This window comes from Massilia antarctica (genome assembly GCF_015689335.1).
GTDB classification, from domain to species: domain Bacteria; phylum Pseudomonadota; class Gammaproteobacteria; order Burkholderiales; family Burkholderiaceae_D; genus Telluria_A; species Telluria_A antarctica.
Map to the genome: position 1 here is coordinate 5,761,261 of NZ_CP065053.1, position 25,674 is coordinate 5,786,934.

The 25,674-nt window shown below is 64.2% G+C and carries 23 protein-coding genes and 1 pseudogene; 8 read left to right on the forward strand and 16 right to left on the reverse strand.

Annotated features, from left to right (window positions below; all coding sequences use genetic code 11):
- Positions 1–66 precede the first annotated feature (66 nt).
- Together IV454_RS25385 and IV454_RS25395 are read left to right on the forward strand one after the other, a co-directional pair.
- Positions 67–2,277, forward strand: a pseudogene (locus IV454_RS25385) (ribonucleoside triphosphate reductase); the annotation flags it as partial.
- Positions 2,278–2,296: 19 nt separating this feature from the next.
- Entirely contained in the window at positions 2,297–2,995 is a 699-nt protein-coding gene (locus IV454_RS25395; protein WP_206088424.1) for an anaerobic ribonucleoside-triphosphate reductase activating protein, read from the forward strand.
- Between the two features lie 269 nt (positions 2,996–3,264).
- Here IV454_RS25395 and IV454_RS25400 read toward each other — a convergent pair whose 3' ends face one another.
- The 6 genes from IV454_RS25400 to ubiU form a co-directional block, all read right to left on the reverse strand.
- The gene (locus tag IV454_RS25400) at positions 3,265–4,236 is read right to left on the reverse strand and encodes an OmpA family protein (protein ID WP_206088426.1); all 972 of its coding nucleotides are present in this window, start codon (positions 4,234–4,236) and stop codon (positions 3,265–3,267) included.
- Positions 4,237–5,352: 1,116 nt separating this feature from the next.
- Positions 5,353–5,730 carry a hypothetical protein gene (locus IV454_RS25405; protein ID WP_206088427.1) on the reverse strand — a complete coding sequence of 126 codons (378 nt, stop codon included), beginning with the start codon at positions 5,728–5,730 and terminating at the stop codon, positions 5,353–5,355.
- Between the two features lie 226 nt (positions 5,731–5,956).
- Positions 5,957–6,349: a putative zinc-binding protein gene (locus IV454_RS25410; protein WP_054262702.1), complete on the reverse strand. Its 393-nt coding sequence runs from the start codon at positions 6,347–6,349 to the stop codon at positions 5,957–5,959.
- Between the two features lie 12 nt (positions 6,350–6,361).
- On the reverse strand, positions 6,362–6,823 hold the full coding sequence (ubiT, locus tag IV454_RS25415) for a ubiquinone anaerobic biosynthesis accessory factor UbiT (protein ID WP_054262703.1): 462 nt from the start codon (positions 6,821–6,823) through the stop codon (positions 6,362–6,364).
- A complete protein-coding gene (locus tag IV454_RS25420) occupies positions 6,820–7,719 on the reverse strand; it encodes a U32 family peptidase (protein ID WP_206092817.1) in 900 nt (299 codons plus the stop codon). Before IV454_RS25420 ends, ubiT begins: the two co-directional genes overlap by 4 nt.
- A 13-nt stretch (positions 7,720–7,732) precedes the next feature.
- Entirely contained in the window at positions 7,733–8,767 is a 1,035-nt protein-coding gene (ubiU, locus tag IV454_RS25425; protein ID WP_206088428.1) for a ubiquinone anaerobic biosynthesis protein UbiU, read from the reverse strand.
- Positions 8,768–8,842: 75 nt separating this feature from the next.
- On the opposite strand from ubiU, the gene IV454_RS25430 reads away from it, so the two are divergent.
- From IV454_RS25430 to IV454_RS25445, 4 genes are all read left to right on the forward strand, one after another.
- Positions 8,843–9,355 (forward strand): hemerythrin domain-containing protein, encoded by a 513-nt coding sequence (locus tag IV454_RS25430; RefSeq protein WP_206088429.1) that lies wholly within the window; start codon positions 8,843–8,845, stop codon positions 9,353–9,355.
- The gene (locus IV454_RS25435; protein WP_206088430.1) at positions 9,352–9,597 is read left to right on the forward strand and encodes a DUF2249 domain-containing protein; all 246 of its coding nucleotides are present in this window, start codon (positions 9,352–9,354) and stop codon (positions 9,595–9,597) included. The genes IV454_RS25430 and IV454_RS25435 overlap by 4 nt, the downstream gene beginning before the upstream one ends.
- 17 nt (positions 9,598–9,614) lie before the next feature.
- Positions 9,615–10,955, forward strand: coding sequence for a permease (locus IV454_RS25440; protein WP_206088431.1), 1,341 nt, complete (start codon positions 9,615–9,617; stop codon positions 10,953–10,955).
- A 213-nt stretch (positions 10,956–11,168) separates the two neighbouring features.
- Entirely contained in the window at positions 11,169–15,197 is a 4,029-nt protein-coding gene (locus IV454_RS25445; RefSeq protein WP_206088432.1) for a Pls/PosA family non-ribosomal peptide synthetase, read from the forward strand.
- Between the two features lie 83 nt (positions 15,198–15,280).
- Here the strand turns inward: IV454_RS25445 and IV454_RS25450 are convergent, their stop codons facing one another.
- Entirely contained in the window at positions 15,281–16,228 is a 948-nt protein-coding gene (locus IV454_RS25450) for a DUF535 family protein (protein ID WP_206088433.1), read from the reverse strand.
- 442 nt (positions 16,229–16,670) lie between these two features.
- Between IV454_RS25450 and IV454_RS25455 the strand changes: the two genes are divergently transcribed.
- Together IV454_RS25455 and IV454_RS25460 are read left to right on the forward strand one after the other, a co-directional pair.
- Positions 16,671–18,578 (forward strand): linalool dehydratase/isomerase domain-containing protein, encoded by a 1,908-nt coding sequence (locus IV454_RS25455; protein WP_206088434.1) that lies wholly within the window; start codon positions 16,671–16,673, stop codon positions 18,576–18,578.
- A gap of 127 nt (positions 18,579–18,705) precedes the next feature.
- Positions 18,706–19,116 (forward strand): diacylglycerol kinase family protein, encoded by a 411-nt coding sequence (locus tag IV454_RS25460; protein ID WP_206088435.1) that lies wholly within the window; start codon positions 18,706–18,708, stop codon positions 19,114–19,116.
- On the opposite strand, the gene arsH is transcribed toward IV454_RS25460, so the two are convergent.
- The 9 genes from arsH to ureC all read right to left on the reverse strand — a co-directional run bounded on the left by arsH (position 19,113) and on the right by ureC (position 25,673).
- Positions 19,113–19,796: an arsenical resistance protein ArsH gene (arsH, locus tag IV454_RS25465; protein ID WP_206092818.1), complete on the reverse strand. Its 684-nt coding sequence runs from the start codon at positions 19,794–19,796 to the stop codon at positions 19,113–19,115. The genes IV454_RS25460 and arsH overlap by 4 nt on opposite strands.
- 6 nt (positions 19,797–19,802) lie before the next feature.
- The gene (gene arsC, locus IV454_RS25470) at positions 19,803–20,252 is read right to left on the reverse strand and encodes an arsenate reductase (glutaredoxin) (protein ID WP_307730162.1); all 450 of its coding nucleotides are present in this window, start codon (positions 20,250–20,252) and stop codon (positions 19,803–19,805) included.
- Positions 20,253–20,272: 20 nt separating this feature from the next.
- Positions 20,273–20,464, reverse strand: coding sequence for a hypothetical protein (locus tag IV454_RS25475; protein WP_206088436.1), 192 nt, complete (start codon positions 20,462–20,464; stop codon positions 20,273–20,275).
- 235 nt (positions 20,465–20,699) lie between these two features.
- A complete protein-coding gene (locus IV454_RS25480) occupies positions 20,700–21,284 on the reverse strand; it encodes a hypothetical protein (protein ID WP_206088437.1) in 585 nt (194 codons plus the stop codon).
- A 14-nt stretch (positions 21,285–21,298) separates the two neighbouring features.
- A complete protein-coding gene (locus tag IV454_RS25485; RefSeq protein WP_206088438.1) occupies positions 21,299–21,589 on the reverse strand; it encodes a hypothetical protein in 291 nt (96 codons plus the stop codon).
- 559 nt (positions 21,590–22,148) lie between these two features.
- Positions 22,149–22,763 (reverse strand): urease accessory protein UreG, encoded by a 615-nt coding sequence (gene ureG, locus IV454_RS25490; protein WP_206088439.1) that lies wholly within the window; start codon positions 22,761–22,763, stop codon positions 22,149–22,151.
- A gap of 23 nt (positions 22,764–22,786) precedes the next feature.
- A complete protein-coding gene (locus IV454_RS25495) occupies positions 22,787–23,452 on the reverse strand; it encodes an urease accessory protein UreF (protein WP_206088440.1) in 666 nt (221 codons plus the stop codon).
- Positions 23,449–23,961, reverse strand: a complete 513-nt coding sequence (gene ureE, locus IV454_RS25500) for an urease accessory protein UreE (RefSeq protein ID WP_206088441.1) — start codon at positions 23,959–23,961, stop codon at positions 23,449–23,451. The genes IV454_RS25495 and ureE overlap by 4 nt, the downstream gene beginning before the upstream one ends.
- A gap of 11 nt (positions 23,962–23,972) precedes the next feature.
- Entirely contained in the window at positions 23,973–25,673 is a 1,701-nt protein-coding gene (gene ureC, locus IV454_RS25505; protein WP_206088442.1) for an urease subunit alpha, read from the reverse strand.
- Position 25,674: the final 1 nt, after the last annotated feature.

Sequence of the window (25,674 nt, forward strand, 5' to 3'; positions counted from 1 at the left end):
TGACCCCACTACATATAGTCAATAACCTCTCTGCATGCACCACATCTTGTGTTTCACGGAGAGTAAATGACCATCCCACCGCTTCACTTCCCCACCCACATCCGCAAGCGTGACGGCGCCGTCAAGCCGTTTGACGCCACCCGCATCGAATCGGCCATGCAGCGCGCCGCGCTGGCCAGCGGCGAGTTCGATACCGGCACCGCCCATCTGCTGACCTGGAACACGGTCCTGCCCGCGCTGGCCGCACTGGGCGCCGACACCCCCGGCGTCGAGCAAGTGCAGGACGCCGTGGAGGCAGCCCTGTTCGAGGCCGGCCACCGTGCGACCCTGCGCGCCTATGTGGTCTACCGCGAACAGCACCACAGCCTGCGGCGCGACCGCAAAAGCCTGATCGACGTCGAAGTGTCGATGAATGAATACCTGGAGCAGCGCGACTGGCGGGTCAACGCCAACGCCAACCAGGGCTACTCGCTGGGCGGGCTGATACTGAACGTGTCCGGCAAGGTGATCGCCAACTACTGGCTCGACCATGTCTATCCGCCCGCCGTGGGCGAGGCCCACCGCAACGCCGACCTGCACATCCACGACCTCGACATGCTGGCCGGGTACTGCGCCGGCTGGTCGCTGCGCACCCTGCTCAATGAAGGCTTGAACGGCGTGCCGGGCAAGATCGAATCGTCGCCGCCCAAGCACATGTCGAGCGCGATCGGCCAGATCGTCAACTTCCTCGGCACCCTGCAAAACGAGTGGGCCGGGGCCCAGGCCTTCAGCTCCTTCGACACCTACATGGCGCCCTACGTGCGCGCCGACGCCTTGAGCTACGAGAGCGTCAAGCAGTACATCCAGGAGCTGATCTACAACCTGAACGTGCCCTCGCGCTGGGGCACCCAGACACCATTCACCAACCTGACGTTCGACTGGGTGTGTCCGGAAGACCTGCGCGAGCAGGTGCCGTTCATCGCCGGCGTCGAAATGCCGTTCACCTACGGCGATCTGCAGGTGGAAATGGACATGATCAACCGCGCCTACATCGAGATCATGATGACCGGCGACGCCAAGGGGCGCGTGTTCACCTTCCCCATCCCGACCTACAACATCACCGAGGACTTCGCGTGGCACAGCCCCAACGCGGAGCTGCTGTTCGAGATGACGGCGCGCTACGGCCTGCCCTACTTCCAGAACTTCCTCAATTCGGAGCTGAAACCGAACATGATCCGTTCGATGTGCTGCCGCCTGCAGCTCGACCTGCGCGAACTGCTCAAGCGCGGCAACGGCCTGTTCGGATCGGCCGAGCAGACCGGGTCGCTGGGCGTGGTGACGATCAATTGCGCGCGCCTGGGCTACCTGCATGCGGATGACGAGGAAGGCCTGTTCGCGGCGCTCGACCGCCTGCTCGACCTGGGCCGCGACAGCCTGGAAATCAAGCGCAAGGTGATCCAGCGCCACATGGACAATGGCTTGTTCCCGTACACGAAGCGTTACCTGGGCACCCTGCGCAACCACTTCTCGACCCTGGGGGTGAACGGCGTCAATGAGATGATCCGCAACTTCACCTGGGGCGAGCAGGATATCGCCAGCGAATGGGGCCACGCCTTCGCCCTGCGCCTGCTGGACCATGTGCGCGCGCGCATGCTGGAGTTCCAGGACCAGACCGGCCATATGTACAACCTGGAGGCGACGCCGGCCGAAGGCACTACCTACCGCTTCGCGCGCGAAGACCGCAAGCGCCATCCGGACATCCTGCAGGCCGGGACCGATGCCATGCCTTACTACACCAACTCCTCGCAACTGCCGGTCGGGTTTACGGACGACCCGTTCGAGGCGCTGGAACGGCAGGACCCGCTGCAGCGAAAATACACGGGCGGCACCGTGCTGCACCTGTACATGAGCGAGCCGCTGTCCACGGCCGACGCCTGCCGCCAGCTGGTAAGGCGCGCGCTGGGCCGCTTCGGCCTGCCGTACATCACCGTCACGCCCACGTTTTCGATCTGCCCCAAACACGGCTACCTCGGGGGCAGCCATCCATTTTGTCCCAAATGCGATCTCGATCTGATCGCGCGCAAGCAACGCGAAGTTGCGTAACCACCCAAGGAGTCATTCATGTCAGACCTCAGCCAAGCCGTATTTTTCGCACCCCACACTGTTACCCTGACCGATGCCGAGCGCCAGCCGTGCGAAGTCTGGACCCGCGTGATGGGCTATCACCGCCCCGTGTCGTCCTTCAATACCGGCAAGAAGGGCGAGTTCCACGAGCGTACCTGGTTCACCGAGCGGGCCGTCGCGGCGCGCAGCTAAAGTGGGCGCCGGCGCGCTGCGGGTGGGCGGCATCACCGCCTTTACCGCAACCGATTTTCCCGGCAAGTTGGCGGCCGCGGTGTTCGTCCAGGGATGCCCGTGGCGCTGCGGCTACTGCCACAATCCGCACCTGCAGTCGCGCCAGCGCGGGCCGCTGTCGTGGGACTCGGTGATGGCGCTGCTGGAGCGCCGCGCCGGCCTGCTCGATGGCGTGGTGTTCAGCGGCGGCGAGCCGACCATGGACCCGGCGCTGCCGGACGCCATGGCGGCCGTGCGGCAGATGGGGCTCGCGGTCGGCCTGCATACGGCGTGCATCTACCCGCGCCAGTTGAAGGCGGTGTTGCCGTTGGTCGATTGGGTGGGGTTCGATATCAAGGCCCCGTTCCAGGATTACCAGCGCGTGACGGGGGTTTTCGACAGCGGCGAGCCGGCCCGCGCCTGCCTGGAGATGATCGTCGCCAGCGGCGTGGCGCACGAATGCCGCACCACCTTGCATCCGGCCTTGCTGTCCGAGGCCGACGTGGAAGCGCTGGCCGTGACCCTGGCCGATGCCGGCGTGCGCAATTACGCGCTCCAGACCTTCCGCGCGCAGGGCTGCGCGGATGTGGCCTTGAACGCGGCGGCCGCCGCGGTCATGGGCGCCGCGGCGCTCGAGCGCATTGCGGCGCGCTTCGAGAAATTTGTGCTGCGGCCAGCATAGAACTGCGGTTGCCGGCTCTCCAGAAACGAGCTTTTGCCGCCAAGTTAAGCAGCTTTGCGACAACAGACCTCGACACCGTCATTCCCGCCGGCGCGGAAAAGACGGAGCTTAAGAGCGCGTAACAGAACCGTTCGACATAGAGCCAACAGATGAGCGAGCAGGCAAGCGAAAGGAACGCCTGATGGATGTCTGCTCGTCGCTCATGCAGCGGCCTCGCATCACTACTGGGCAGATGCTTGAGCCAAGCCGCGTTTTTCCCTGCGCATCGATTACTGCTCGATCAGCTCGACACGGCGGTTCTTTTCGCGTCCGGCATCGCTTGCGTTCGAGGCGACCGGCGCCAGACTGGCAACCCCTTTTGCCGACAAGCGAGCGGGATCGATCTTGTGGTGTTTGACCAACGCCGCGACGATGGCTTCGGCACGTTTTTGCGACAGGGTGAGATTGGCAGCGAGCACGCCCTGACTGTCGGTGTGCCCGACGATATACACTTTCACCGCTTTTTGCTGCGTCAGGAACTTGGCCATTTCATCGAGTTGCGGCGTCGATTGCGGCTTGATCTCGGCTTTGCCTGTATCAAAGAAAATGCCGTACAGCGCAATCTTGCCTTCCGCCGCCAGACCGGTTTTCAAGGTCTCGGCATTGACCGAGACATTGCCGGTCTGCATAGGTATCGACTCGATCACCTGCAGGAAATACACCGCCCCTGCACCCTTGGGTACTTCGCTACTGCTTGGCGCTTTGACCGTCAATACGGCAGTGACGTCCCCTTCCGGGCGGCTAAGGCGCCCCACCAGATACAGCGGGGGATAATTGCCACTATTGTCCATCGCACTGGTGGCGTTATAGCCGCCGGCGAAGGCGCCGGTTTTCCCGGTCCACAAGGATGCATATTCCTCGAAGCCCTGCTTCTGGCAAACCGGCGCGTCCTCGCACGCAACAATGATCTTGAAGCGGCTCTTTTCCAGCGCCAGCTTGTAGTTGCGAAACACTTCCAGCGGGCTGCGCTCTTTTGGCGCGTAATAGCTGTAATTGAAAACCTTCCCTTCGACGGGCTCTTTTTTAGTCGATGAAACCGGTACTTCGGCGTGTTCAAAATTCATGACGCCATAATTTTGAATCATCGAGCCCTGAAAGCGGCTCACTAGCGGATGGTCCTTGCCCCCCGCCTTGTCGGCCCACACAAAAGGCGATGCTTCGGCCAGGGAACACAGACCGAGCAAAAGGGAAAAGCTGGCCAAGCTGGCCAAGCGTAGGGGGCGTGGTAAAGCAGTGTAATTTTTCATGTTTTGGAAAAAATAAATGAAGGTGTGAAAATTGCGCGGAACGCGGCTGCAAGATGCCCCCCGTTCCACGACCGCCCATCATGGCCCCGATCAGGTTGCTCGCGCTGTTGCCATTGCCGCGTCCAAGATTGTAATGTTTTCTTGCGACCTATTCGTTCCGATGGCCGCCACGCAATGGCGTTACGGCGCCCTACCCTGCTCAGATGCACTAGCGACGCCGGACGCTGTTCGACACGCTGCAAAGCGTCTTGGAAATAATCGAACGGATTGATGTCGTGCAGCCGACAGGTCAGCTTCTGGCCGATCAGTGCTGATTGTACTCGACGGCACGCCGGCGCCGGCCGACATGGTGCTGCCGAGTCCGACGTCAGAACTCGCCGAGAGCTAACACCTGTTGCCACAACGCGAACGGCGCTACGCCCGCGTCCCCTGACTCTTGCGCGTCATTACACTCAATAACGATCTAATCTCTTGACGCGGACTTGGCAATATCGATGGCCAGAAACGGAACATGCACTTGTTTTGCAACGCGGGGGACAACAGCCAGTCCGGCCTCGATATCGGTACGACCATAAGGCGCTACCAGTGTTCTAGTTCGCTGGCCAGCGCATGCCGCTCCGGTGTGTTCACCAGACGCAACCCGCGCCCCAGATAGTCGTCGCAGGTTTCCTGATAGTCGGGGATTGGCCCCACCCGCAGAATGCAAGACTCCTCGCCATCGATGCGGTAAGGATGGTCGCACGCCAAATAGAATTCGAAGTCGTAGGCCGCGCCGCCGAACGTTTCGCTGAAAACGATGAAACGGCCTTGAACGCGTGCAATGTTTATTGTTAATCCGAGACAAAAACCAGCGCTGCATGCAAGTAGTTTTTTACAGCACGCTCAACGTATTAAATTTACGGCTGCAAAAATGTAAGTGGAAAACGGCACCGTGTTTCACGCTATGTGTCGCCGAATTTGCTAACCATTCAATGTCGGCTCTTGGCCGATTGTACGCGGTCACGGCACCGGCACGCGCCTGCAAAGCTGCCCGTCTATGTAATTTGGAAATCAAGTATCAACCGTGGCGATTCAATGGGAGCTGCCTTTTATGTCGATATGCTCAACATCGAGCCTTGCTTCGGCGCGCACGACAAATTCCCCGTTTTTTAATATTACGCATTCGTTCGTAATGCCCCTGATGTCGAGTCCAAATAATTGTTTTTTGCGTGCTATCAATGCATCGACGATTGCTGCCGACATTGGATGCGCACGTGTAAGCTGGTGCCTTACTGCAGTGACACTCTCGGTAGTCTTGTGCCATTGATCCACCACGCAGGCATTCCACACGCACGCAGCCAGCCTCAACACCACCTCCAAGTCATTCTTGGAATACCCTTCTTCAAGCTCTTGAATGAGCGGGTCAGCATACTCGATGAGGGTAAGCGAAATTTTCTTTGTCGGGATCATTCAGTTTTTCAGGTATTTTTGGGTAGGCGAACATCTGCTTCCAGATGCGCGGCGTGAGCGACCGCTCATGGCCGAAGCGAATATCCAGAACGGCTCAGTGTACGCGGTTGTTGCTTTCACGGCAACTGCAGGGTTTTGTCAGGCGCTCTCAGTTAACGCCATTGGAAACCGGCCCCTGCCTTTGCACAGGTCCAAGAGATTCGAGGAGTTTCCTTGAAACTGGGCGCTACGCGGGAACGACCGAGGTTTTTCTTAGTGCCTCAACATCGCTGCGCAACTGCGCCGCCAGTTCATCGGCCTGCGCCTTGTCGAAATCCGCATGCATCCGCTTGCGCACCCCGAATTCATTGAGCATCACATGCTTGTCCGGCACCACGCCATGCTGCGCCAGGCACTGGCGCGCGCACGCGAGCGGACAGCCATCGATGGCCAGCACCGGCCGGCCCGAGCGCGCCAGCTTGACCAGCGGCGCCACGCCGCCGCCCACGCCGGCGATGCACGACATTTCAGCCGCTCCACTGCGGTCGAGCGCAAGCGCCAGATGGTTCGCCATCTGCGCCGCGCTCGAACACCCGGAACACGAATACACCAGCGGCAGCGCCGCCCTGTCCGCATCCATCATCATTCTCCTTTATGTGGCGCTGGCACGGCGCCAGCGCGCCGGCAGCAGGCGCTCCGGGTCGAACAGCGCGACATCGATCGCATCGAGCGTGTTCTTCACCAGCAGCCCCAGTTCCGTATCGCCTTCCATGGTCAGGCGACGCGCAAAAAACAAGGTATCCGGATCCTCGCGCCGCTGCGCCAGCAGCAGGAAGTCGCGCGCGCTGGCGCCGATCGACAGGTCCGGTTTGTCCGCCCCCGACAGGGCGACGAAGCGCGATCCGCGCCAGCCCACGTCGAAACGCAGGCCGGCGTCGGTGACGCCGATACGGATCGTGCGGCCTTCCAGCGCCGCCCGCACGTCGCCCGGTAACTGCGGCCCGAGCACGCGGGTCAGGCCGGCGGCGAACAGCAGCGAGCCGGGAAAGCGCGGCAGGCGCCCCAGCGCCCGGGCGAGCGGTGCCGGCAAGGCCGGATACACGTGCGCTTTCATGCAGCCTCCCGCTTGTCGAACGCCATGCCCGGCTTGCCATGCCAGTAGCCGTCGCACGATGGCGCAGGCATCAGCGGCGCCAGTGCGGCCAGGGCCTGCCCGGTGTCGACCTCGTGACGGCGCGCGCGGTCGAACAGCGCGACCACGGCGTCGGTATGCCGGGCCTGGGGACTGATGCGCAGCACGTCGACGCCGATCGCTTCCATATCCGCCATGTCGCCGAGCAGGTTGTACACCAGGTGCGACTGGATCTGGGTGCCATTGAGGATCAAAAAGGTGTCGGCGTCGCGCGTGCGCAGCTCCAGGCCGTCGGGATGCGCCAGGCAGCTGAACTGGCAGTCATCCTTGCCCAGGTCGCGGTGGCGCGCCGTGAAGCAGCGCGCCGAAAACGCCAGCGGCATGCGGCCATACGCGAACACTTCGGTTTCCAGCCCCGCCGGGCGGCTTTGCAGCATCGTCGCCAGCGCCGCGCGCCCCATTTCGAGCGGCATGACCCAGCGCCGCGCGCCCAGTTGCGCCATCAGGGCCACGCTGTCTTCGTTGTACAGGTTCAAATGCGGCCCGGCCACGAACGGCAGCGCGCCGTCGAGGCAGTGCACCGCGCCGATATCGTTCGCCTCGACCGCGAAGCGGCCGTTCGAGGTTAGTTTGCGCAGGGTAGTCAGGTCGCTGCCCGATTCGAGCAGGGCCTGGGTCGACAGCACCACCTCCTTGCCGGCATCGGCCAGCATGGCGGCCAGCGCCAGCCAGTCGGGCAGGCGCAGCTCGTGGCGGCGCGAGCAGACCGTCTCGCCCAGGTAGACGATATCGACCGGGCTTGCCGCCATCGACTCGTAGAACGCCATCATCGTATCGCGCGGCCAGTAGTACAGCACCGGACCCAAGGCCAGTTTCATCATCGTGCCTCCCCTATTTCCATGAGCGGTGGTAGGCGCCCAGCGTATGCTGCTGCCCCTCTGCCACCTTGTTCAGATCGGCCATCCATGCCTGCTTTGCCGAAAAACGCTTCGGATTGGCGCGGTACTGGTCGATCGCCTCGCGCCAGACGCGCGTTACCTGCGCCACGTACGCAGGACTGCGCTGGCGCCCTTCGATCTTGATCGCGCTCACCCCCAGCTCGATCAGCTGCGGCAGCAATTCAAGGGTATTCAGGCTGGCCGGTTCCTCGATGGCGTAAAACTGTTCGCCCGCGACGTCGAAACGGCCCTTGCACAGGGTTGGATAGCTGGCCTGCTCGCCGTCGGCGTAGCGGTCGATCAGCACCTCGTTCAGGCGCGACTCCAGTCCGGCCGGGGTCTGCTGCCAGCGCACCGCCTTGGCCGGCGAGCACACGCCGTGGGTGTTGGGCGACTCGCCCGTGACATAGGACGACAGCGCGCAGCGCCCTTCGACCATCACGCACAGGCTGCCGAAGCCGAACACCTCGATCTCGACCGGGGTATTGCGCACCACCTGCTCCACCTGCGCCACCGACAGCACCCGCGGCAGCACCGCGCGCGCAATGCCGAAGTGGCGGTGGAAGAAGTTGATGGCCTCGTAGTTGGTGGCCGAACCCTGCACCGACAGGTGCAGCCGCAGCGCCGGATAGCGTTCGGCCGCGTAGCGCATCAGGCCCGGGTCGGCCAGGATCACCGCGTCGATGCCGGCGCCGGCGGCGCGGTCAATGGCGCGCCGCCACAGCGCACCGGCGGACGGCTGCGGATAGGTGTTCAGCGCAAGCAGCACCTTGCGCCCGCGCGCATGGCTGTAGGCGATGCCCTGTTCGATCGCGGCCTCGTCGAAGTTCAGGCCTGCGAAGTTGCGTGCGTTGGTGGCGTCGCGAAAGCCGAGGTAGACGCAGTCGGCGCCGTTGTCCACGGCCGCCTTGAGGGCCGGCAGGCTGCCGGCCGGACACACCAGTTCGAACGGCGTGGCGCCGTCGGAAGAATTTGACATCATGTTCATTCGTCGTAAGGTGGGGACTGCACTGTAGCCCGATGGCACGCCTGAAATCTTTGACGTGCATCAAGGATTTTCAGCATGCGATGCAGCGACAATGGCGCCATCCACAAACAGCAGGAGGACACGATGGACACTATCGGCAGCTATCTCGAAGCCGACCATGTGCGTTGCGACGCGCTGTTCGCCGACGCACACCAGGCCGTGCGCCATAGCCAGTGGCGCGAGGCCGGCCACGCCCTGGCCGCGTTCCGCCATGCACTCGAGCGGCATCTGCTGATCGAGGAGCGCATCGTTTTCCCGGCCTTCGAAAACGCCATCGGCGCGACCAGCGCGCCCACCGCATCGATGCGCAGCGAACATCTGCGTATCCGCGGCGTGGTGCAACGCCTGGCCAACGCGCTGTCCGAGCGCGATACCGAAGCGTTCCTGATCCACGCCGACACCTTGGGCATCGTGCTGTACCAGCACAGCGAAAAGGAAGAAGGCGTGCTCTATCCGATGATCGAAAGGGTGCTCGCGCGCAGCTGCAACAAGCTGGTGTTGGCCATGCAGGCGTTCGGCGCGATGGACCAGATGGCCAGCGCCGCATGAGCGGCGCCGCGCCCCGCCTGCACCACCTCGACGTGCGCGGCCTGGAGCCGCCCGAGCCGATGGAACGGGTGCTCGAAGCGCTCGACCGCCTGCCCGACAGCGATCAACTGTGCATGCTGATCGAGCGCGAACCGCGCCCGCTGTACCGCATCCTGGCGCACAACGGCTATGGCTACAACACCACCATCCTGCCCGACTATCTGTACGAAGTGCGGATCTGGCGCCGCGCTGCGGACGCCTGAATCGGCACGCCCGGCCCATGCAGCGCACCCTCTCGCTCGACCAATCGCCGCCGCTCGGCGCGGTGCTGCGTTACTTCCTCGCCACGCCGGTCTTCGCGCTGCTGGCCGGCGCGCTGCTGCTGTGGCAGGGCGCGCCGGCGCTGGCCTCGCGCTGGTCGCCGTCCACCCTGGCCTTGACCCACCTGCTGACCCTGGGCACCCTGGGCATGACCATGGCCGGGGCGCTGATCCAGATCCTGCCCGTGGTGGCCGGCGTCACCTTGCCGCGCGCGCGCATCCTCGCTCCCGGCGTGCACGCGCTGCTGGCCGGCGGCGTCGCCGCACTGGCCGCGGCATTCTTGTTCTCCCGGCCGTGGCTGTTCCAGCTGGCGCTGGTGCTGCTGCTGCCCGCCTTTGCATGGCTGATCGGCGCGCTCACGCTGGCCTTGTGGCAGATGCCGCCGCCCGGCGCGCTGCCGATGACGGCCACCGTCCGCCTATCGCTCGCCAGCCTGGTCGTCACCGTGTGCCTGGGCGCCCTGCTGGCGGGCGCCTTTGCCTGGCCGGCGGCCGCCGCACCGCTGCCGCTGATGCTGGCCACCGACGTGCACGCGCTGTGGGGCGTGTTCGGCTGGGCGGGCATGCTGCTGGTCGGGGTATCGTTGCAAGTGGTGCCGATGTTCCAGGTAACGCCCCTGTACGACGAGCCGCTGCCGCGCGTGCTGGGCGTGACGATCTTCCTGCTGCTGGTGACATGGACCGTGAGCGCCACGGCGCTGCGCGCGCGCCTGCCCTGGACCGAACCGCTGGCCGGCGCGCTGCTGCTGGCCGCCTATGCGCTCTTCGCGCTGGCCACCTTGCGCCTGCTGGCGCGCCGCAAACGCCCCCAGGCCGACGCCATGACCCTGTTCTGGCGCCTGGCGATGGCCAGCATGCTGGCTTGCGCGGCGCTGTGGGCGGCGCCGGCACAACTGGCGGGCGACGGCCGCGCCCTGGCAATGGGCGTGCTGATGCTGGTCGGTTTCCTGTATTCGACCATCAACGGCATGCTGTACAAGATCGTGCCCTTCCTGCTCTGGCGCGACATGCAGGAGCGCGCCGCCGACGGCCAGCGCGTGCCGGCCATCAAGACCCTGATCGCCGACCAGCAGGCGCAGCGCCAGTTCTGGCTGCACGCGACGGCGCTGGTCCTGCTGGCGGCGGCCTGCTGGTGGCCGGCGCTGCTGGCGCGGCCGGCGGCCGCGGCGATGTGCCTGTCGGCCGGCTGGCTGTTGCTGAACCTGTCGACCGGTCTCTGGCGCGCCTGCGGCGCGATGCGCTGCGGCGCCGCGCGCGCCCGCGTGGACGCGAACCCGGCGCTCGGCCGGCATGGCGGTTAAGCCCGCGATGCCGCCGCCAGCTATTCCCCGTGCGCCGGCACATCTCGAATAATTACCATTCGGCAATGATCGGCCTGCCCGTACTGGCGCTTCCTGGGTACAAACTTAATTTTCCCTGATTTAAGAGCCGCGCGGTAACACGTCCGAGGTGAAATGTTATATCTTGACGCTTGGCGCCGAGGTCCCTCCGCGCCCTCCAACCACGTGGTATAAATGCTCGAATTAACTTTGCTTTCCGACACACCCGTCGCCGCCAATCCCGACATCCTTTACGGGCCGGCGGAACCTTCCCTGCTCAAACACGAAATCCTTGCCGACCTGCTCGAAGCGAGCGCGCGCCGCGCCCCGGCCCAGGTCGCGCTGATCTATCAGGAGCGCAGCCTCACTTACGCCGAACTGGACCAGCTGGCCGATATCGGCGCCTCGCGCCTGATCGGCCTGGGCGTGCGTCCCGGCCACATCGTCGGGCTATGGATGATGCGCGGCATCGAATTGCTTGTCGCGCAAGCGGCCATCGCCAAGGCCGGCGCCGCCTGGCTGCCGGTCGACCAGGATACGCCGGTCGAGCGCCTGGACGTGTGCGTGGACGACGCCAGCGCCGTCGGCGTGGTCACCAATGCCGCCTTCGCCCCCCAGCTGGCCGGCGGCGCCACCCCCGCCTGGTGCGCGGAAACCCTGCTGGCCCCGCTGGCACCGGGCGAAATAGTGCAGCGGCGCGGCGAGGTGTCGCCCGACCAGCCCGCCTATGTCATCTATACCTCCGGCTCGACCGGCAAGCCGAAAGGCATCCTGATTTCCCAGCGCAGCATCTGCCACTTCTTGCGCAGCGAAAACGCGGTGCTGGGTGTGCGCGCGGACGACCGCGTGTACCAGGGCTTTTCGGTGGCCTTCGACATGTCGTTCGAGGAAATCTGGATTTCCTACCTGGTCGGCGCCACGCTCTGGATTGGCCCAAAGGAAATCGCTGGTGATCCGGAAACCTTGCCGCGCCTGCTGGCGGCGAACCGGGTCAGCGTGCTGCACGCGGTGCCGACCCTGCTGGCCCTGTTCAGCGAAGATGTCCAGACCTTGCGCCTGATTAACCTCGGCGGCGAAATGTGCCCGGAATCCGTGGTCGAGCGCTGGGCCGCTCCCGGCCGCCAGATTTTCAACACCTACGGCCCGACCGAGGCCACCGTCTCGTGCAGCCTGGCGCGCCTCGAACCGGGGCGCGCGATCACCATCGGCACGCCGCTGCCCAACTACGGCTTGCTGGTGATCGGCACTGAAGGCCCGGTGCTGGCCCTGCAGCCGCGCGGGACCACGGGCGAACTGTGCATCACCGGCCCGGGCCTGGCGGCCGGCTACCTCGGGCGGCCCGACCTGACGGACGAAAAATTCCTGGCCAACCCCTGGGCCAGCGGCCCGCACGACGCGCGCCTGTACCGCACCGGCGACCTGGCGCGCATCGATGCCGACGGTGAAGTGCAGTGCCTGGGACGCACCGACGACCAGGTGAAAATCCGCGGCTTCCGCGTGGAACTGGGCGAAATCGAAGCCGTGCTGGCCCAGCAGCCTGGCGTGGGCACGGTGGCGGTGCTGCTGCGCAAGGACGATGGCATCGACCAGCTGGTCGCCTATCTGGTCGCGGCCAGCGGCGCCGCCGACGATGCCATTTCCGGCGCCACCCTGCGCCGTGCGCTGTCGGAACACTTGCCTGCGTACATGGTCCCGAGCCGCTACGAAGCCTTGCCGCTGATGCCGCGCTTAACTTCCGGCAAGATCGACCGCAAGGCGCTCAAGGCCATGCCCCTGGCCACCCTGGGCGCCGCCGATGGCTCGGACCAGCCCGAAACGGCGGCCGAAACCGCCCTGTTCAAGGCGCTGGCCACCCTGTTCCCCGGCCAGCCGATCCGGCGCGAGGCCGATTTTTTCAGCGACCTGGGCGGCCACTCCTTGTTCGCCGCTCGGCTGGCCTCGGCCTTGCGCGCCGACCCCGCGTTCGCCCACGTCACCGTGCGCGATATTTATCTGCAGCGCCAGATCGGCAAGATCGCCATCGCCCTGGCCGATTCGCCCACCGCCGGCGCCGCCGAGCAGGACTGGACGCCTCCCTCGGGCGTGCGGCGCTGGATCTGCGCGGCCGGCCAGGCACTGGCCATTCCGCCCATGGTCACCCTGCGCATGGCCCAATGGCTGGCGCCCTTCTTTACCTATCACTTTTACACCGGCGAACCGGGCGACTCGGTGGCGCTGGCCGTGGCGGCCTCGATCGGCGTGTTCCTGATCGCCACCCTGATGGAATTTGTCATCGCCATCGCCGGCAAGTGGCTCATCGCCGGCCGTCTGAAGGCCGGTTCCTACCCTCTGTGGGGCTGGACCTATTACCGTTGGTGGCTGGCCGACCGCCTGGTCGAATCGGCGCCGGTGTACCTGCTGAGCGGCTCATCCTTGTACGTGTGGTGGCTGCGCGCGCTCGGCGCGCGGGTCGGCCACGAGGTGCTGATCGGCTCGATGACCCTGCGCGCGCCGGACTTGCTCGACATCGCCGATGGCGTGAGCATCGGCAACGCCGTCAACCTGGAAAACGCCCGGGTCGATCGCGGCCGCCTGCTGCTGGGCGCGATTTCGCTGGGCGAAAATGCGTCCGTGGCATCCTATGCCGTCATGGAAGGCAACACCGCCGTCGGTGCGCTCGGCCATCTCGAGGGCCAGGCTGCCCTGGCCGATGGCGCCCGGGTGCCGCAGGCGCGCGTGTGGGGCGGCTCGCCGGCGCGCGACCAGGGTCCCTTCGTCTCCACCCTGCCGCCGCGGCCCCAGGTCAGCCGCGCGCGCCTGGCCGGCGAAGCGGTGTTTTTCGTGCTGGGCATCGTGCTGATCACCACCATCTTCTTCATGCCGGTGTTCCCCAGCTTCGTGCTGATCGACTGGCTCGATGAAATGGAAGTCATGCCATGGCTGCAGGGCAGCCAGCTCACGACCAAGCTGGTGCGCTACTTCCTGCTGGCGTTTCCGGCCAGCGCGGTGCTGATCGTGCTGACGGCGCTGGTATCGGCCGCGATCCGCTGGGGTGGGCTGCCGCGCCTGCAGCCGGGCCGCTCCGCCGTCCACAGTAATATCTATTGCGCCAAGTGGCTGGTCAGCCATATCCAGGAATCCAGCCTGAACGTGCTGCACGGCATTTACGCCACCGTCTTCGCCCCCTTCTGGTATCGCCTGCTGGGCGCCAAGGTGGGGCGCGACGCCGAGATTTCGACCGCGCTCGGCGTGGTGCCCGACATGCTGACCCTGGGCGACGAAACCTTCATCGCCGACGCCGTCATGCTGGGCGACGAACATATCGATGGCGGCTGGATGACCATGCAAGAGACGGTCATCTCGCACCGCAGCTTTGTCGGCAATGGCAGCTATATTCCGGATGGCACCGTCCTGCCGGAACGGGTACTCGTCGGCGTGCACACCCACGCCCCGGAGAACGGGCGCATGAAGAGCGGCGACACCTGGCTCGGATCGCCTCCTATCCATTTGCCGGCGCGCGAGCAGGTCAGCGGCTATCCGGAATGGCTGACCTACCGGCCGTCGGCGCTGCGCCGGGTCGGGCGCACCCTGGTCGAAATGTTCCGTATCGTGGCCCCGCATGCGCTGGTGATCGCGGTCGGCTACACCGTCGTGCTCAATGTGATGCCGGAAGCGGCTGCCGGACAGTGGGGCGCGGTCATCGCCGACCTGGCGCTGGCCGGGCTGGTGTATGGCATCGGCAATTATCTGTTCGTGCTCACGCTCAAATGGCTGCTGCTGGGCTACTACCGCAAGCGTTCCGCGCCGATGTGGACGCCGTTCGTGTGGCTGTCGGAAGGGGTGACCAATCTGTACGAGGGCATTGCCGTGCCCAATTTCATGCGCTATCTGCGCGGCACGCCGTGGCTGCCGGTGGCATTCAGCTTGCTGGGATGCAAGATGGGGCGTGGCGTGTATCTGGACACCACCGACATTACCGAGTTCGATTGCGTATCGATCGGCGATTACAGCGAGCTCAACGCATTCGCCTGTCCGCAGACCCACCTGTTCGAAGACCGGGTCATGAAAATCGACCATGTGGACATCGGCAGCAAGGTGACGATGGGACCGCGCAGTTCCGTGCTCTACAGCGCCAAGGTCGGCGACAATGCGCGCCTCGGCCCATTGACCCTGGTCATGAAGGGGGAGCACATCCCCGCCGGCACCAGCTGGGCAGGCTGCCCGGCGGCACCGGCCAGGGCCTGAACAAGCGCCCCGCAATGAAAAATTGCCTAACCGGGGTCAGACCCCGGTTAGGCAATGCCGATGGATTCGCAACAGAATTGAGGTCAGCCGTGTACCGGCTTGATCATGCTGGCCACCAGCGCATCGGCCAGCTCAAGCACGACGGCATGGCGCTTGCGCGCTTCCGAGCGTTTTTTCGACTGGATTTGCTCCATGTCGGGCTCCCGCACCGCTTCGCAGGAAATCCCGAAGTCGCCGTCGGGCCGGGGTTCGGCGCCGAGCTCGTTCCACATCTGGTCGTAATCGGCCATCACCTTGCCACGCCGAATCGCGCCATGCACGACGCGATTGCCATTGCCCACCAGCCGCACGCGGCCGCAGCCAAAAGCATGGCCCAGATGCCGCACCAGGGTCACCAGCAAATGCTTCGGCCGCACGCCATGCAACTCGCGCGTGGCCGTGCGGATGGCTTCGAGGCCATCGCCGCCCTTGGGCCCCTGGATGCAGCCAATGCACACGGTCGTGCCAGCTTCTTCTTCCGCAAAGGTGAACGCCAACGAAAAGACCGGCGTGCCGCCCTCGCACAGTTGCAGCACCAGCTCGCCTTCGCGTTCCATCACCGACACCGAGCGCAACTGCAGCTCGTAGGTGGTTCCTGTCTTTCCCTCGACCGATCCGAGCGGCACGCCGGCACGCGCGGCGGCCACGATCATCGGCCCCAGGCCGCGACTGAACACGAAGCCGTAGTGGCTCGCCAGCACGCGCAAACGCGCGTCGGCACACAGCACGTTGCTCATGTACGGGCGATAAATCTTGTACAGCAGCCTGGGAGTGTCGCGCACCAGGTCGCAGAACACCGGATGGGCATTGAGCACGCGCAGCCATTGTCCGGTGATCCGGCGGTTGATCAGCGCCCGCGCCTCCAGCTTGAGCCGTTCGCGCCAGTAGACCCGCGCGGGCAAGCTCTCCGACACACCTGAGCGTATCGTGATGGACGGCATCAGGTGAGATGTTTCCAGCCCCCCTGCGAAAGGGCCTTCTTGAAGATTCATTACGCTACTCCGGCTGGCAATCTGGACGATGCAACAGGTCTTTTCGTCCGAGAAGGACTGTTGCAATGATTGCTCATTGTAAATTAAAACTGCCGGGGTAAATACGTTTTATTTCTTACTGCATACATCAGCGACGCCAATCGGCAAATGCGCGCGAAATTGTTGCGACTACACAAAATGGTGACGGTTTTCTGCCGCCCAGACAGAGGCCGCACGCAACGGTATCCACGCTGGCTTGCCCGCACCAGCTTTTCTTGTATTCGTCAGTTGCTGTGTTGGGGTTGGAAAATTTGTACGGGCCATACCCCCCTTCTGCCTGGTCTGGACCATGTCGATCATTCCTTATGCGATGGAGTTAATCCAGGCTTAATTTGACCTCAGCAAAGTATTTCCCCGCAGTATTGCAAGTAAAATACGCACTTTATTCCACCGGCCTGCAGGAATGCATTTACCCCACACGAACATCACTCCCCTGCCGCCGTACGAACGCCTGTTCGGCCCCGTGACGCGGGCGCGCATCGTTCGGCTGTTCGCTCTGTACCTCGTTCTGCTTGGCGCCGGCACGGCATTCCTTTTCGTGGCGCAGCAGGACAGCTTGCGCATCTTCGGCATGGGATTGGTTTTGCCGGGCGGCGGTTTCCTGGCCCATGCCGATATCTGCACCCAAAACGGCATCGGTCACCTGCTGGCCGCCCTGGCCGGCATGACCGCTTTCGGCATGTCGCTGCTGGTCTGGTTCGGTACCGGCAATATCCTTGCGCCGCCCCTGACCTGGCTGGGACTGGCCATCGGCGCCGCCGCCATGCGCCACGGCGCGCTGCGTCCCTCCACCATCGGGATGGTCTATGCCGGCCTGGCAGTGGCGCTAGTCGCCCTGGCCATCGCCATGAGCGCCCGCTTCGCGTTCGCGCGCCGGCAAAGGCGGATCGATAATGCCTATCTGGCCGGCCAGACCGGCCAGATAGGCCTGATCTTCGACGCCGGCAGCGACGCGGGTCACGCCGCCGAAATGTCGCTCGACCACCTTCAGCGCCTGCGCTTCGCGCTCGACCGCGCCCTGCAGCCGCTCGACCAGTTCAACGGCTTCGAAAAGATCGACCAGTTTCAAACCGCCGCCATCCGCTATCAACTGAATTTCCTGGCCTACGGCGTGGCGCTGACCCAGGCGCGTTTCACGCCGGCCTTTCGCGGCTACATGCACGCAGCCCAGATCGCGCTGCTCGACAAACAAACGCAGCACCAGGTCTGGTCGTACTGGGCCCTGGAAAACCTGTGGGGCAACCTGCAAGCCGACCCCGACCCGGTGGCGCGCGAAAACATCATGTACACCGGCTTCGTCGCCCTGCAAATGGCGCTGTTCAGTGCCAGCACGGGGCGGCGCGACTTTTCCGAGGCCGGCCGCTTCACCCTCGCCCACCCGTCGGGCACGCGCTACACGCATGATGCGCTCTCCCTGGTGCGGCGCCTCGAGCATGAATACACGGCCTCGCCGTACTACCTGATCGCCTGCGAGCCGAACTGGGTCTACCCGCTTTGCAATACGATCGGCGCCAGCGCGATCATGGCCTTCGACGCCCAGCACCGCGAGCAGCGCTGGGCCACCCATGCCGAGGACTTCCGCCACAACCTGGAAGCCGAATTCCTCGACGGCTTCGGGCGCTACATCCCCTGCAAATCGGCCCGCACCGGCCTGGCCCTGCCGGCCATTGGCGGCGTGATGCCGCTGGCGATGCCCTGCTTTTTCCTCAACGCGGTCGCGCCCGACCTGGCGCGGCGCCAGTGGCTGCTGCTGCGCCGCCAGCTGTTCGACCGCATTGGCGCGTTCCGCCGCCGTGCCTTCTGGCCTATCGATACCGGCAACTACGGCTTCTCGCGCGCCAGCGCCTACAGCGCCACCGCGCTGGCGGCCGCGGAACTGGGCGACAGCGCGGTCTACCGCGCCTGCATCGAGGCGCTGGAGACGGAATGCCCGAGTGTGCTCAAGGATGGCGTGATCCACCGCCGCAAGGCCTCGGTCTGGGCGCATGGCGTGGAACTGATGGCGCGTGCCGGCGCGCGCGACGGCTTCCGCCAGTTGATCGAGGCGCCGCCGCCAGTCGCAGGGCCGCAGCTCGACGGCCTGGCCTACCCCGATGTCCTGGTCGCCAGCGCCCATGCCGATGGCGACGGCCTGCGCGCCGTGCTCTACGCCGACGGCGTCCACGTCATCGGGCTGACTGGTCTGCGAGCGCACGCGCCTTACCTTGCCAACGACATCGCCATCACGGCCGATGCCGGCGGCGCGGCGCACTTCAAGCTGCCCCTGGCCGGGCGCACCAGCCTGCACGTGCGCCCGCAAGGAGGCGGATAATGGCTTGCTGCGTACTGCTTGCCGCCCTTATCGGCGGCGTCATCGGATTCACCTCGTGGCTGACCGCGGCGACGCGGCGGCCGGGCCAGGCCCAGGACTGGCGCTTGATCGAACCTACGGACCAACCATGAACGAGACCAAAAACGTCGGCACGCCGCAGCCTTTTTCGCTGGCGGCGCGCTCCAAGAGCTTCGGCTACGCCATCGCGGGCATCGTGTTCATGCTCAAGACCCAGCACAATGCGTGGCTGCACCTGATCGCGACCGTGATCGTGGCCGGCCTGGCGTTCTATTTCAAGGTCAGCGCCGCCGACTGGCGCTGGCTGGTGGTGGCGATGGTGGCGGTGTGGGTGGCCGAGACCATCAACACGGCGGTCGAATACGTCTGCGACGTGGTCTCGCCGGGCTACGCGATCGCGGTCAAGCATGCCAAGGACATCGCGGCCGGCGGCGTGCTGATCGCCGCAGCCGGGGCGGTGCTGATCGGCGGCCTGACCTTCTGGCCGTACTTCTGGCCGCAGGTGGCGCGCCTGCTCTAGGCCTGGCGGGCGGCGGCGTCGCGCCGCTCGCTATAGCGGTCGACCAGATAATCGCTGCGCTCGCGCACCAGCAGGGTGAACTTGAACAGTTCTTCCATCACGTCGACCACGCGGTCGTAAAACGGCGACGGTTTCATGCGCCCGGCCTCGTCGAACTGCTCGTATGCCTTCGGCACCGACGACTGGTTCGGAATCGTCACCATGCGCATCCAGCGTCCCAGCAGGCGCAGGGTGTTGACGGTATTGAACGACTGCGAGCCGCCCGATACCTGCATGACTGCCAGGGTCCGGCCCTGGGTCGGCCGGGTGGAGCCCACTTCGAGCGGAATCCAGTCGATCTGGTTTTTCATCACCGACGTGATGGCGCCATGCCGCTCCGGGCTGCACCACACCTGCCCTTCCGACCAGAGCGACAAGGCGCGCAGTTCCGCCACCTTGGGATGGGTGGCCGCTTCGCTGTCCGTCACCGGCAGGCCGTGCGGGTCGAAAATGCGCACTTCCGCGCCCATGTGCGCCAGGATGCGCGCCGCTTCTTCGGTGAGGAAGCGGCTGAACGAGCGCTCGCGCAGGGAGCCGTACAGCAGCAGGATGCGCGGCGGATGGTCGAAGCGCACCGGCGCCGCCAGCTTGTCCCGGGTCGGCAGGTCGAACTGCGCTTCGCTCAGGTTGGGCAGGGTCATGTCCATTCAGGCGTCCTTGCGCGGCAGGATATCGAGTACGAGGTCGCCCGGACGGCACAGACGCACGCCCAGCGGCGTGACCACGAACGGGCGGTTGATCAGGGTCGGATGGGCCACCATCGCGTCAAGCAGGGCATCGTCGCCGACGGCCGGATCGGCCAAGCCAAGGTCGGCATATTCCTGTTCCTTGCTGCGCATGGCGTCACGCACGCCAAGCCCGGCGCGTGAGATCAGGTCCGCCAGCACGGCGCGCGTGGGCGGTTCGGCGAGATAATCGACGATATGCGGCTCGGCGCCGCTGGCAAGGATCAGTTCAAGCGCGCGGCGCGAATTGCTGCAAGCCGCATTGTGGTAAATGGTGAGGGTCATTGAGGTGTCTGGAGAAGTGTCGAGGGGAATGCGCGGCGCGCCGCCGCGTTTGCGTGCCGATACCGGCTGCTGCGACATTTCCATCATAATCGAATCATGCAAGCGGATCAAGCCGGACAGACGGCAATTCTCCCAAACGCGCGGACGCAGGCGAAGCCGCCGTCGCCTGCTTTTTCCACCCGCATGCACAATGAAATGGCGCGTTCGTTGAGCAGAGCGACGAGCCAGCGCGACGGATAGCCCCGGTCCAACAGCAGCAAGTCCTTGCTTGAGAGTCGGTCCAGATGCTGGACCGACATCTGGCGCTCGCCGCACTTCTCGATGCCGTGCAGTGAGGTCTACGAGACCGAACTCATCCTTCTGCAACCCGGCAACGCCTGCGTAGCGGCCAAATATCAACTACGTACCACTGGACCTGAGTTCTGACCGTCGCAAGCAGATATGCCATATTTTTTCTCGGTGCCGGCACCGGCCCGAACGGGGCACCAAGTGACGCCGGGTATTCCTCACCGCTGTGGCAATGCCAACGATCACCTACCGCGTCAACCGTCCCGAGTGCTTCAGATCAAGAAAGAATGAGCTGGCTAGATCTTCCACTCCTAACTTAGAATCCCCCTTCGGACCGGTTAAAAAGTAGGTTCGCTCAAATCCGCTGATCGGAACGACACCCTCGCGTTTGCCATTCTTTAACATGTACTTCAGATCGAAAAACTGTACGCGCAAAAAAATGGAAAACAGCCCGTCCTTGTCGGTCTCTTCTGCCAGGCTGAGGATCACGGCGGCTTCAGCGTCCAATCCTGATGCGTGCAACGCCAGCTTTTCGCCCCGGGTGAACTTGGTGGCGGGGTCGTTGACATTGAGCGGCAGTTTGCCCTCCGCGACAAGCTTCGGCTGCAGCCGTTGCGAAAATGCCTGCGTCACGTTCTCGTTCAGCTTATTGAAGCCGACCGTGTCCGCATTGGCATCCAGATATGCTGCGCTCAATATGAGAATACGATTGTTTTTTAGTGTGATGTTGTCGTAGACAGGGGCGGCTGGCGTTCCGTCCTGAGCGAAAATCCCCGGGCAGCACAGGGGACCGGCGAAAACGAACGCAGCGAAGGCGCAAATGAACTTCATTAGTAATTTCCTCGTTACTCTGCAATGTAAAGGTCATAGACAGTTTGTCGTACAGTGTCAGGACTCATATTTGGAGCGACATAGACTCCCTCCACATACTCTCTCAACCCGGATGCCTTTGGACCAGACTCTTTTTCAAGATTTTTCAGCGCCAGTAATTTAGGCACTCCCTTATCGCGCCCTACGGCGATTGCTGCGATAAGGTCAGCTCTACTGTTACGTAGCTTCTTCGGCAGTGCAAAAGTAAAGTCCGGCAGCAAAAAGATAGCGGAAAGAACGGCAAGCGATAATTTTCGACTTTTCAAAGGGAAATTCCTCCAAACAATTTATATGGTTTCGCCTCGCCGCAAACGCCATTTTCCTCACTTAGCGGTCTTATACCCGTGAACCTGCAATGCCGAGCTGCGCCCGTTTAATCATCAGATGGGTTGGTAAAGGTGACCACTTCGCGAAATTGGCCATTTGCCAGCGTCCAGATGTAGTGCTCCATTCCTTCCTCGTGGTCGGCATGGAAGATGCCGGCAATGTAGCGTGTGTCGTCGTCCCCGACGGAAAATAATGACCTCGTTTAGTTCAACAGCCTTACCGCCGCCAACGTAGATGTGATCAGCACGGTGTCCATATCGAAAGCGGCAAAGATGCGCCGGATGTCAGGATGGTCACTTAAACTAAGGATTGCTTTGCCCATTAGAGTAACCATGATGCTTGCTTTGTCCCCTCGACTTCTCCACCAAAGGCATGCTGCCGCAGATAAGAGAATCGCACCGCGCACTGAAGGTCCGTGAGCGTTTCAGGTGGCGTTTTTTTGGTGTCACTTGAACACACCCCTTCTCGCCAAAAGCATACTTGAAGTGCCCGAAAAATTTATCCGGCATCGAGCAGGCCCTGTTCGCGGATGAAGGCCACCACCGCCTCCACGCCTTCGCCGCTGCGCAGATTGGTGAAGATGAAGGGACGCTCGCCGCGCTGGCGCCGCGCGTCGTGCGCCATGATGTCGAGATTGGCCCCCACATGCGGCGCCAGGTCGGTCTTGTTGATGATCAGCAGATCCGAACGGGTGATGCCCGGCCCGCCCTTGCGCGGTATTTTTTCGCCGCCGGCCACGTCGATCACGTACAGGGTCAGGTCCGACAGTTCGGGGCTGAAGGTCGCCGCCAGGTTGTCGCCGCCGGACTCGATCAGGATCAGGTCCAGGTCAGGAAAATCGGCCTGCATGCGCGCGATGGCTTCCAGGTTGATCGAGGCATCCTCGCGGATCGCCGTGTGCGGGCAGCCGCCGGTTTCCACGCCCATCAGGCGCTCGGCCGGCAGCGCGCCGGCGCGCAGCAGGATCTCCATGTCTTCGCGGGTGTAGATGTCATTGGTGATGACCGCCATGTCGAACTGGTCGCGCATGCTTTTGCACAGCATTTCGCACAGCGCCGTCTTGCCGGAACCAACCGGGCCGCCAATGCCGACCCGCAGGGGATTTGATGTCATGCCGTGTCTCTCTTCCTTGAATATCATGATCGGTACAATCTGCCGTGCTGCGCCTCGTGCCGCATCGACAGCATGGACAGGCCGGGCGACCAGTTCGACATGGCGTCGTCGCCCAGGGTTTGCGCGTGGCGTGCCGCCTGTTCGATGAGCGGGCGCAGCGACAGCAGCATGCGCTGGCCCGCCACCTGCCCCAGCGGAACCGACTTGACGCACACCAGCACCTGGTTTTCAGCCCAGGAAAACAGCATCGCCAGCAGCGCTTCCTCGTGCGGAATGCCGAGCGCGTCGACCGCGCAGGCAAACGCGGTTGGCAACGCCACCTCCGGCCCCAGCGCCGCCACCTCGGCCACGCCCAGCTCCGCGATCAGGCGCGTGAGCGAATAACCCATCTGGATCGTTTCAGCGCGAAATTCCGCGCTGTCGCGCGAGGCCAGGAAACGCTCGCTCCACAAGGCCACGGAGGCGTCGTCATGCGCCTCGAAGGCCTTGAGCAGGCGCCAGAACAGGGGCGCATCCCATTGCGCGACGACGTCGTCCAAGTGGCGCGCGATCCATGCGCGGCCGCTGTCGGCGTCATGGACCAGGCCCGCCTCCAGCGCCGCTTCCAGCCCTTGCGAATAGCTGTAGCCGCCGATCGGCAGCGCCGGGCTGGCAAACTGCAGCAGGTGCAGCAGCGCGCTTGCGTTCATGCCGGCGCCGGGTCGCTGGGGCGGTGTATCTTCTGGCGCAGCGGCACCGGTGCCAGCAGATGGCCCTCATGCCCGTGGCTATGGCCCGCGCCGGAATACGCACCCGCCTCCGGCTCGAACGGCGCGTTTTCCTGCACCACGCGCGCGCCCAGGCCCTCCACCATCTCCCTGAGCACCGGGTCGACCCGGATGCGCAAGAAACCCTCGCCGATCTGCGCCTGCGTATGCCGGTTCCCCAGGTGAAAAGCGCAGCGCGCCATGATGAGCGGCGTGTCGCAACGGACCATATAGGTCGGCTCGCCGGCGGCGACGATGCGCACCACGCGACCTTCGGCGCCGGTGAGCAGTTCGCCGTCGCGCAGCACCGTGCCGCGCACCATGAACAGCGCCACTTCGTCGCCTGAGGCGAGGCGCGCGCGCAGGCGGCATTTTTCGCGCTGGTCGTAGGCCAGCACCAGTTCATCGTCGATCCGTTCGGCGTGCGCCAGCTTGGTGTGCAGTGTCATCATCGTAAAGCCTCTCAGAACAGAAAATAGCGCTGCGCCATCGGCAGCGCGGTCGCCGCCTCGCAGACCAGCAACTGGCCATCGGCGCGCACTTCATAGGTTTCGGGATCGACTTCCATGCGCGGCGTGGCGCCGTTGTGGATCATGTCGCGCTTGCGCAGGTGGCGCATGCCGTGCACGGGGATCAGCGTTTTGGTCAAACCGAGTTGCGCGCCAATACCGGCGTCGTAGGCGGCCTGCGAGACAAAGGTAAATGACTTTTTCAGGCCGCCGCCAAAGGCGCCGAACATCATGCGGTAGTGCACCGGCTGCGGCGTGGGAATCGAGGCATTCGGGTCGCCCATCTGGGCCGCCGCGATCATGCCGCCCTTGAGGATCAGCGACGGCTTGACGCCGAAAAAGGCCGGTTTCCAGAGCACGATGTCGGCGATCTTGCCCACTTCCAGCGAGCCGACCGCGTGCGACACGCCGTGCGTGATGGCCGGGTTGATGGTGTACTTGGCGATGTAGCGCTTGACCCGGAAGTTATCGCTGTGGGCCGAATCGGGAGCGAGCGCTCCGCGCTGCTGCTTCATCTTGTGGGCGGTCTGCCAGGTGCGCATGATCACCTCGCCCACCCGGCCCATCGCCTGCGAATCGGACGACATCATCGAGATGGCGCCCAGGTCGTGCAGGATATCCTCGGCGGCGATGGTCTCGCGCCGGATGCGCGACTCGGCGAAGGCCACGTCTTCCGCAATGGCCGGATCGAGGTGGTGGCACACCATCAGCATGTCCAGGTGCTCGTCGAGCGTGTTGACGGTGAACGGGCGGGTCGGGTTGGTCGACGACGGCAGCACGTTGTCCTGCCCGACGGCGGCGATGATGTCCGGCGCATGGCCGCCGCCCGCGCCTTCGGTATGGAAGGTGTGGATGGTGCGGTCCTTGAAGGCGGCCAGGGTGGTCTCCAGGAAGCCGCCTTCGTTGAGCGTGTCGGAATGCAGCGCCACCTGCACGTCCATGCGGTCGGCCACCGCCAGGCAGTTGTCGATGGCGGCCGGTGTGCTGCCCCAGTCCTCGTGCAGTTTCAGGCCGATGGCACCGGCCAGCACCTGTTCCTCCAGCGGACCTGGCAGGCTGACGTTCCCCTTGCCCATGAAGCCCAGGTTCATCGGAAAGGCATCGGCCGCGCCCAGCATCGCGTGCAGGTGCCACGGACCGGGGGTGCAGGTGGTGGCGGCGGTGCCGGTCGCCGGTCCGGTGCCGCCGCCGATCATGGTGGTGATCCCGCTCATCAGCGCTTCTTCGATCTGCTGCGGGCAAATGAAGTGAATATGGGTGTCGACCCCGCCGGCGGTGACGATCATGCCTTCTCCAGCGATGATTTCAGTGGCGCCGCCAATGGCCATGGTCACACCGGGCTGCACGTCCGGATTGCCGGCCTTGCCGATGGCGGCAATCAGGCCGTTTTTCAGGCCGATATCGGCCTTGACGATGCCCCAGTGGTCGACGATGACGGCATTGGTGATGACGGTATCCATCACGTCGGCGTGCAGGCGCTGCGACTGGCCCATGCCGTCGCGGATGGTTTTGCCGCCGCCGAACTTGACTTCCTCTCCATACATGGCGTAATCGCGCTCGATTTCGATGAACAGGTCGGTATCGGCGAGGCGGATGCGGTCGCCCGTTGTGGGGCCGAACATGTCGGCGTAGGCGCGGCGGCTGATCGAGGGCATG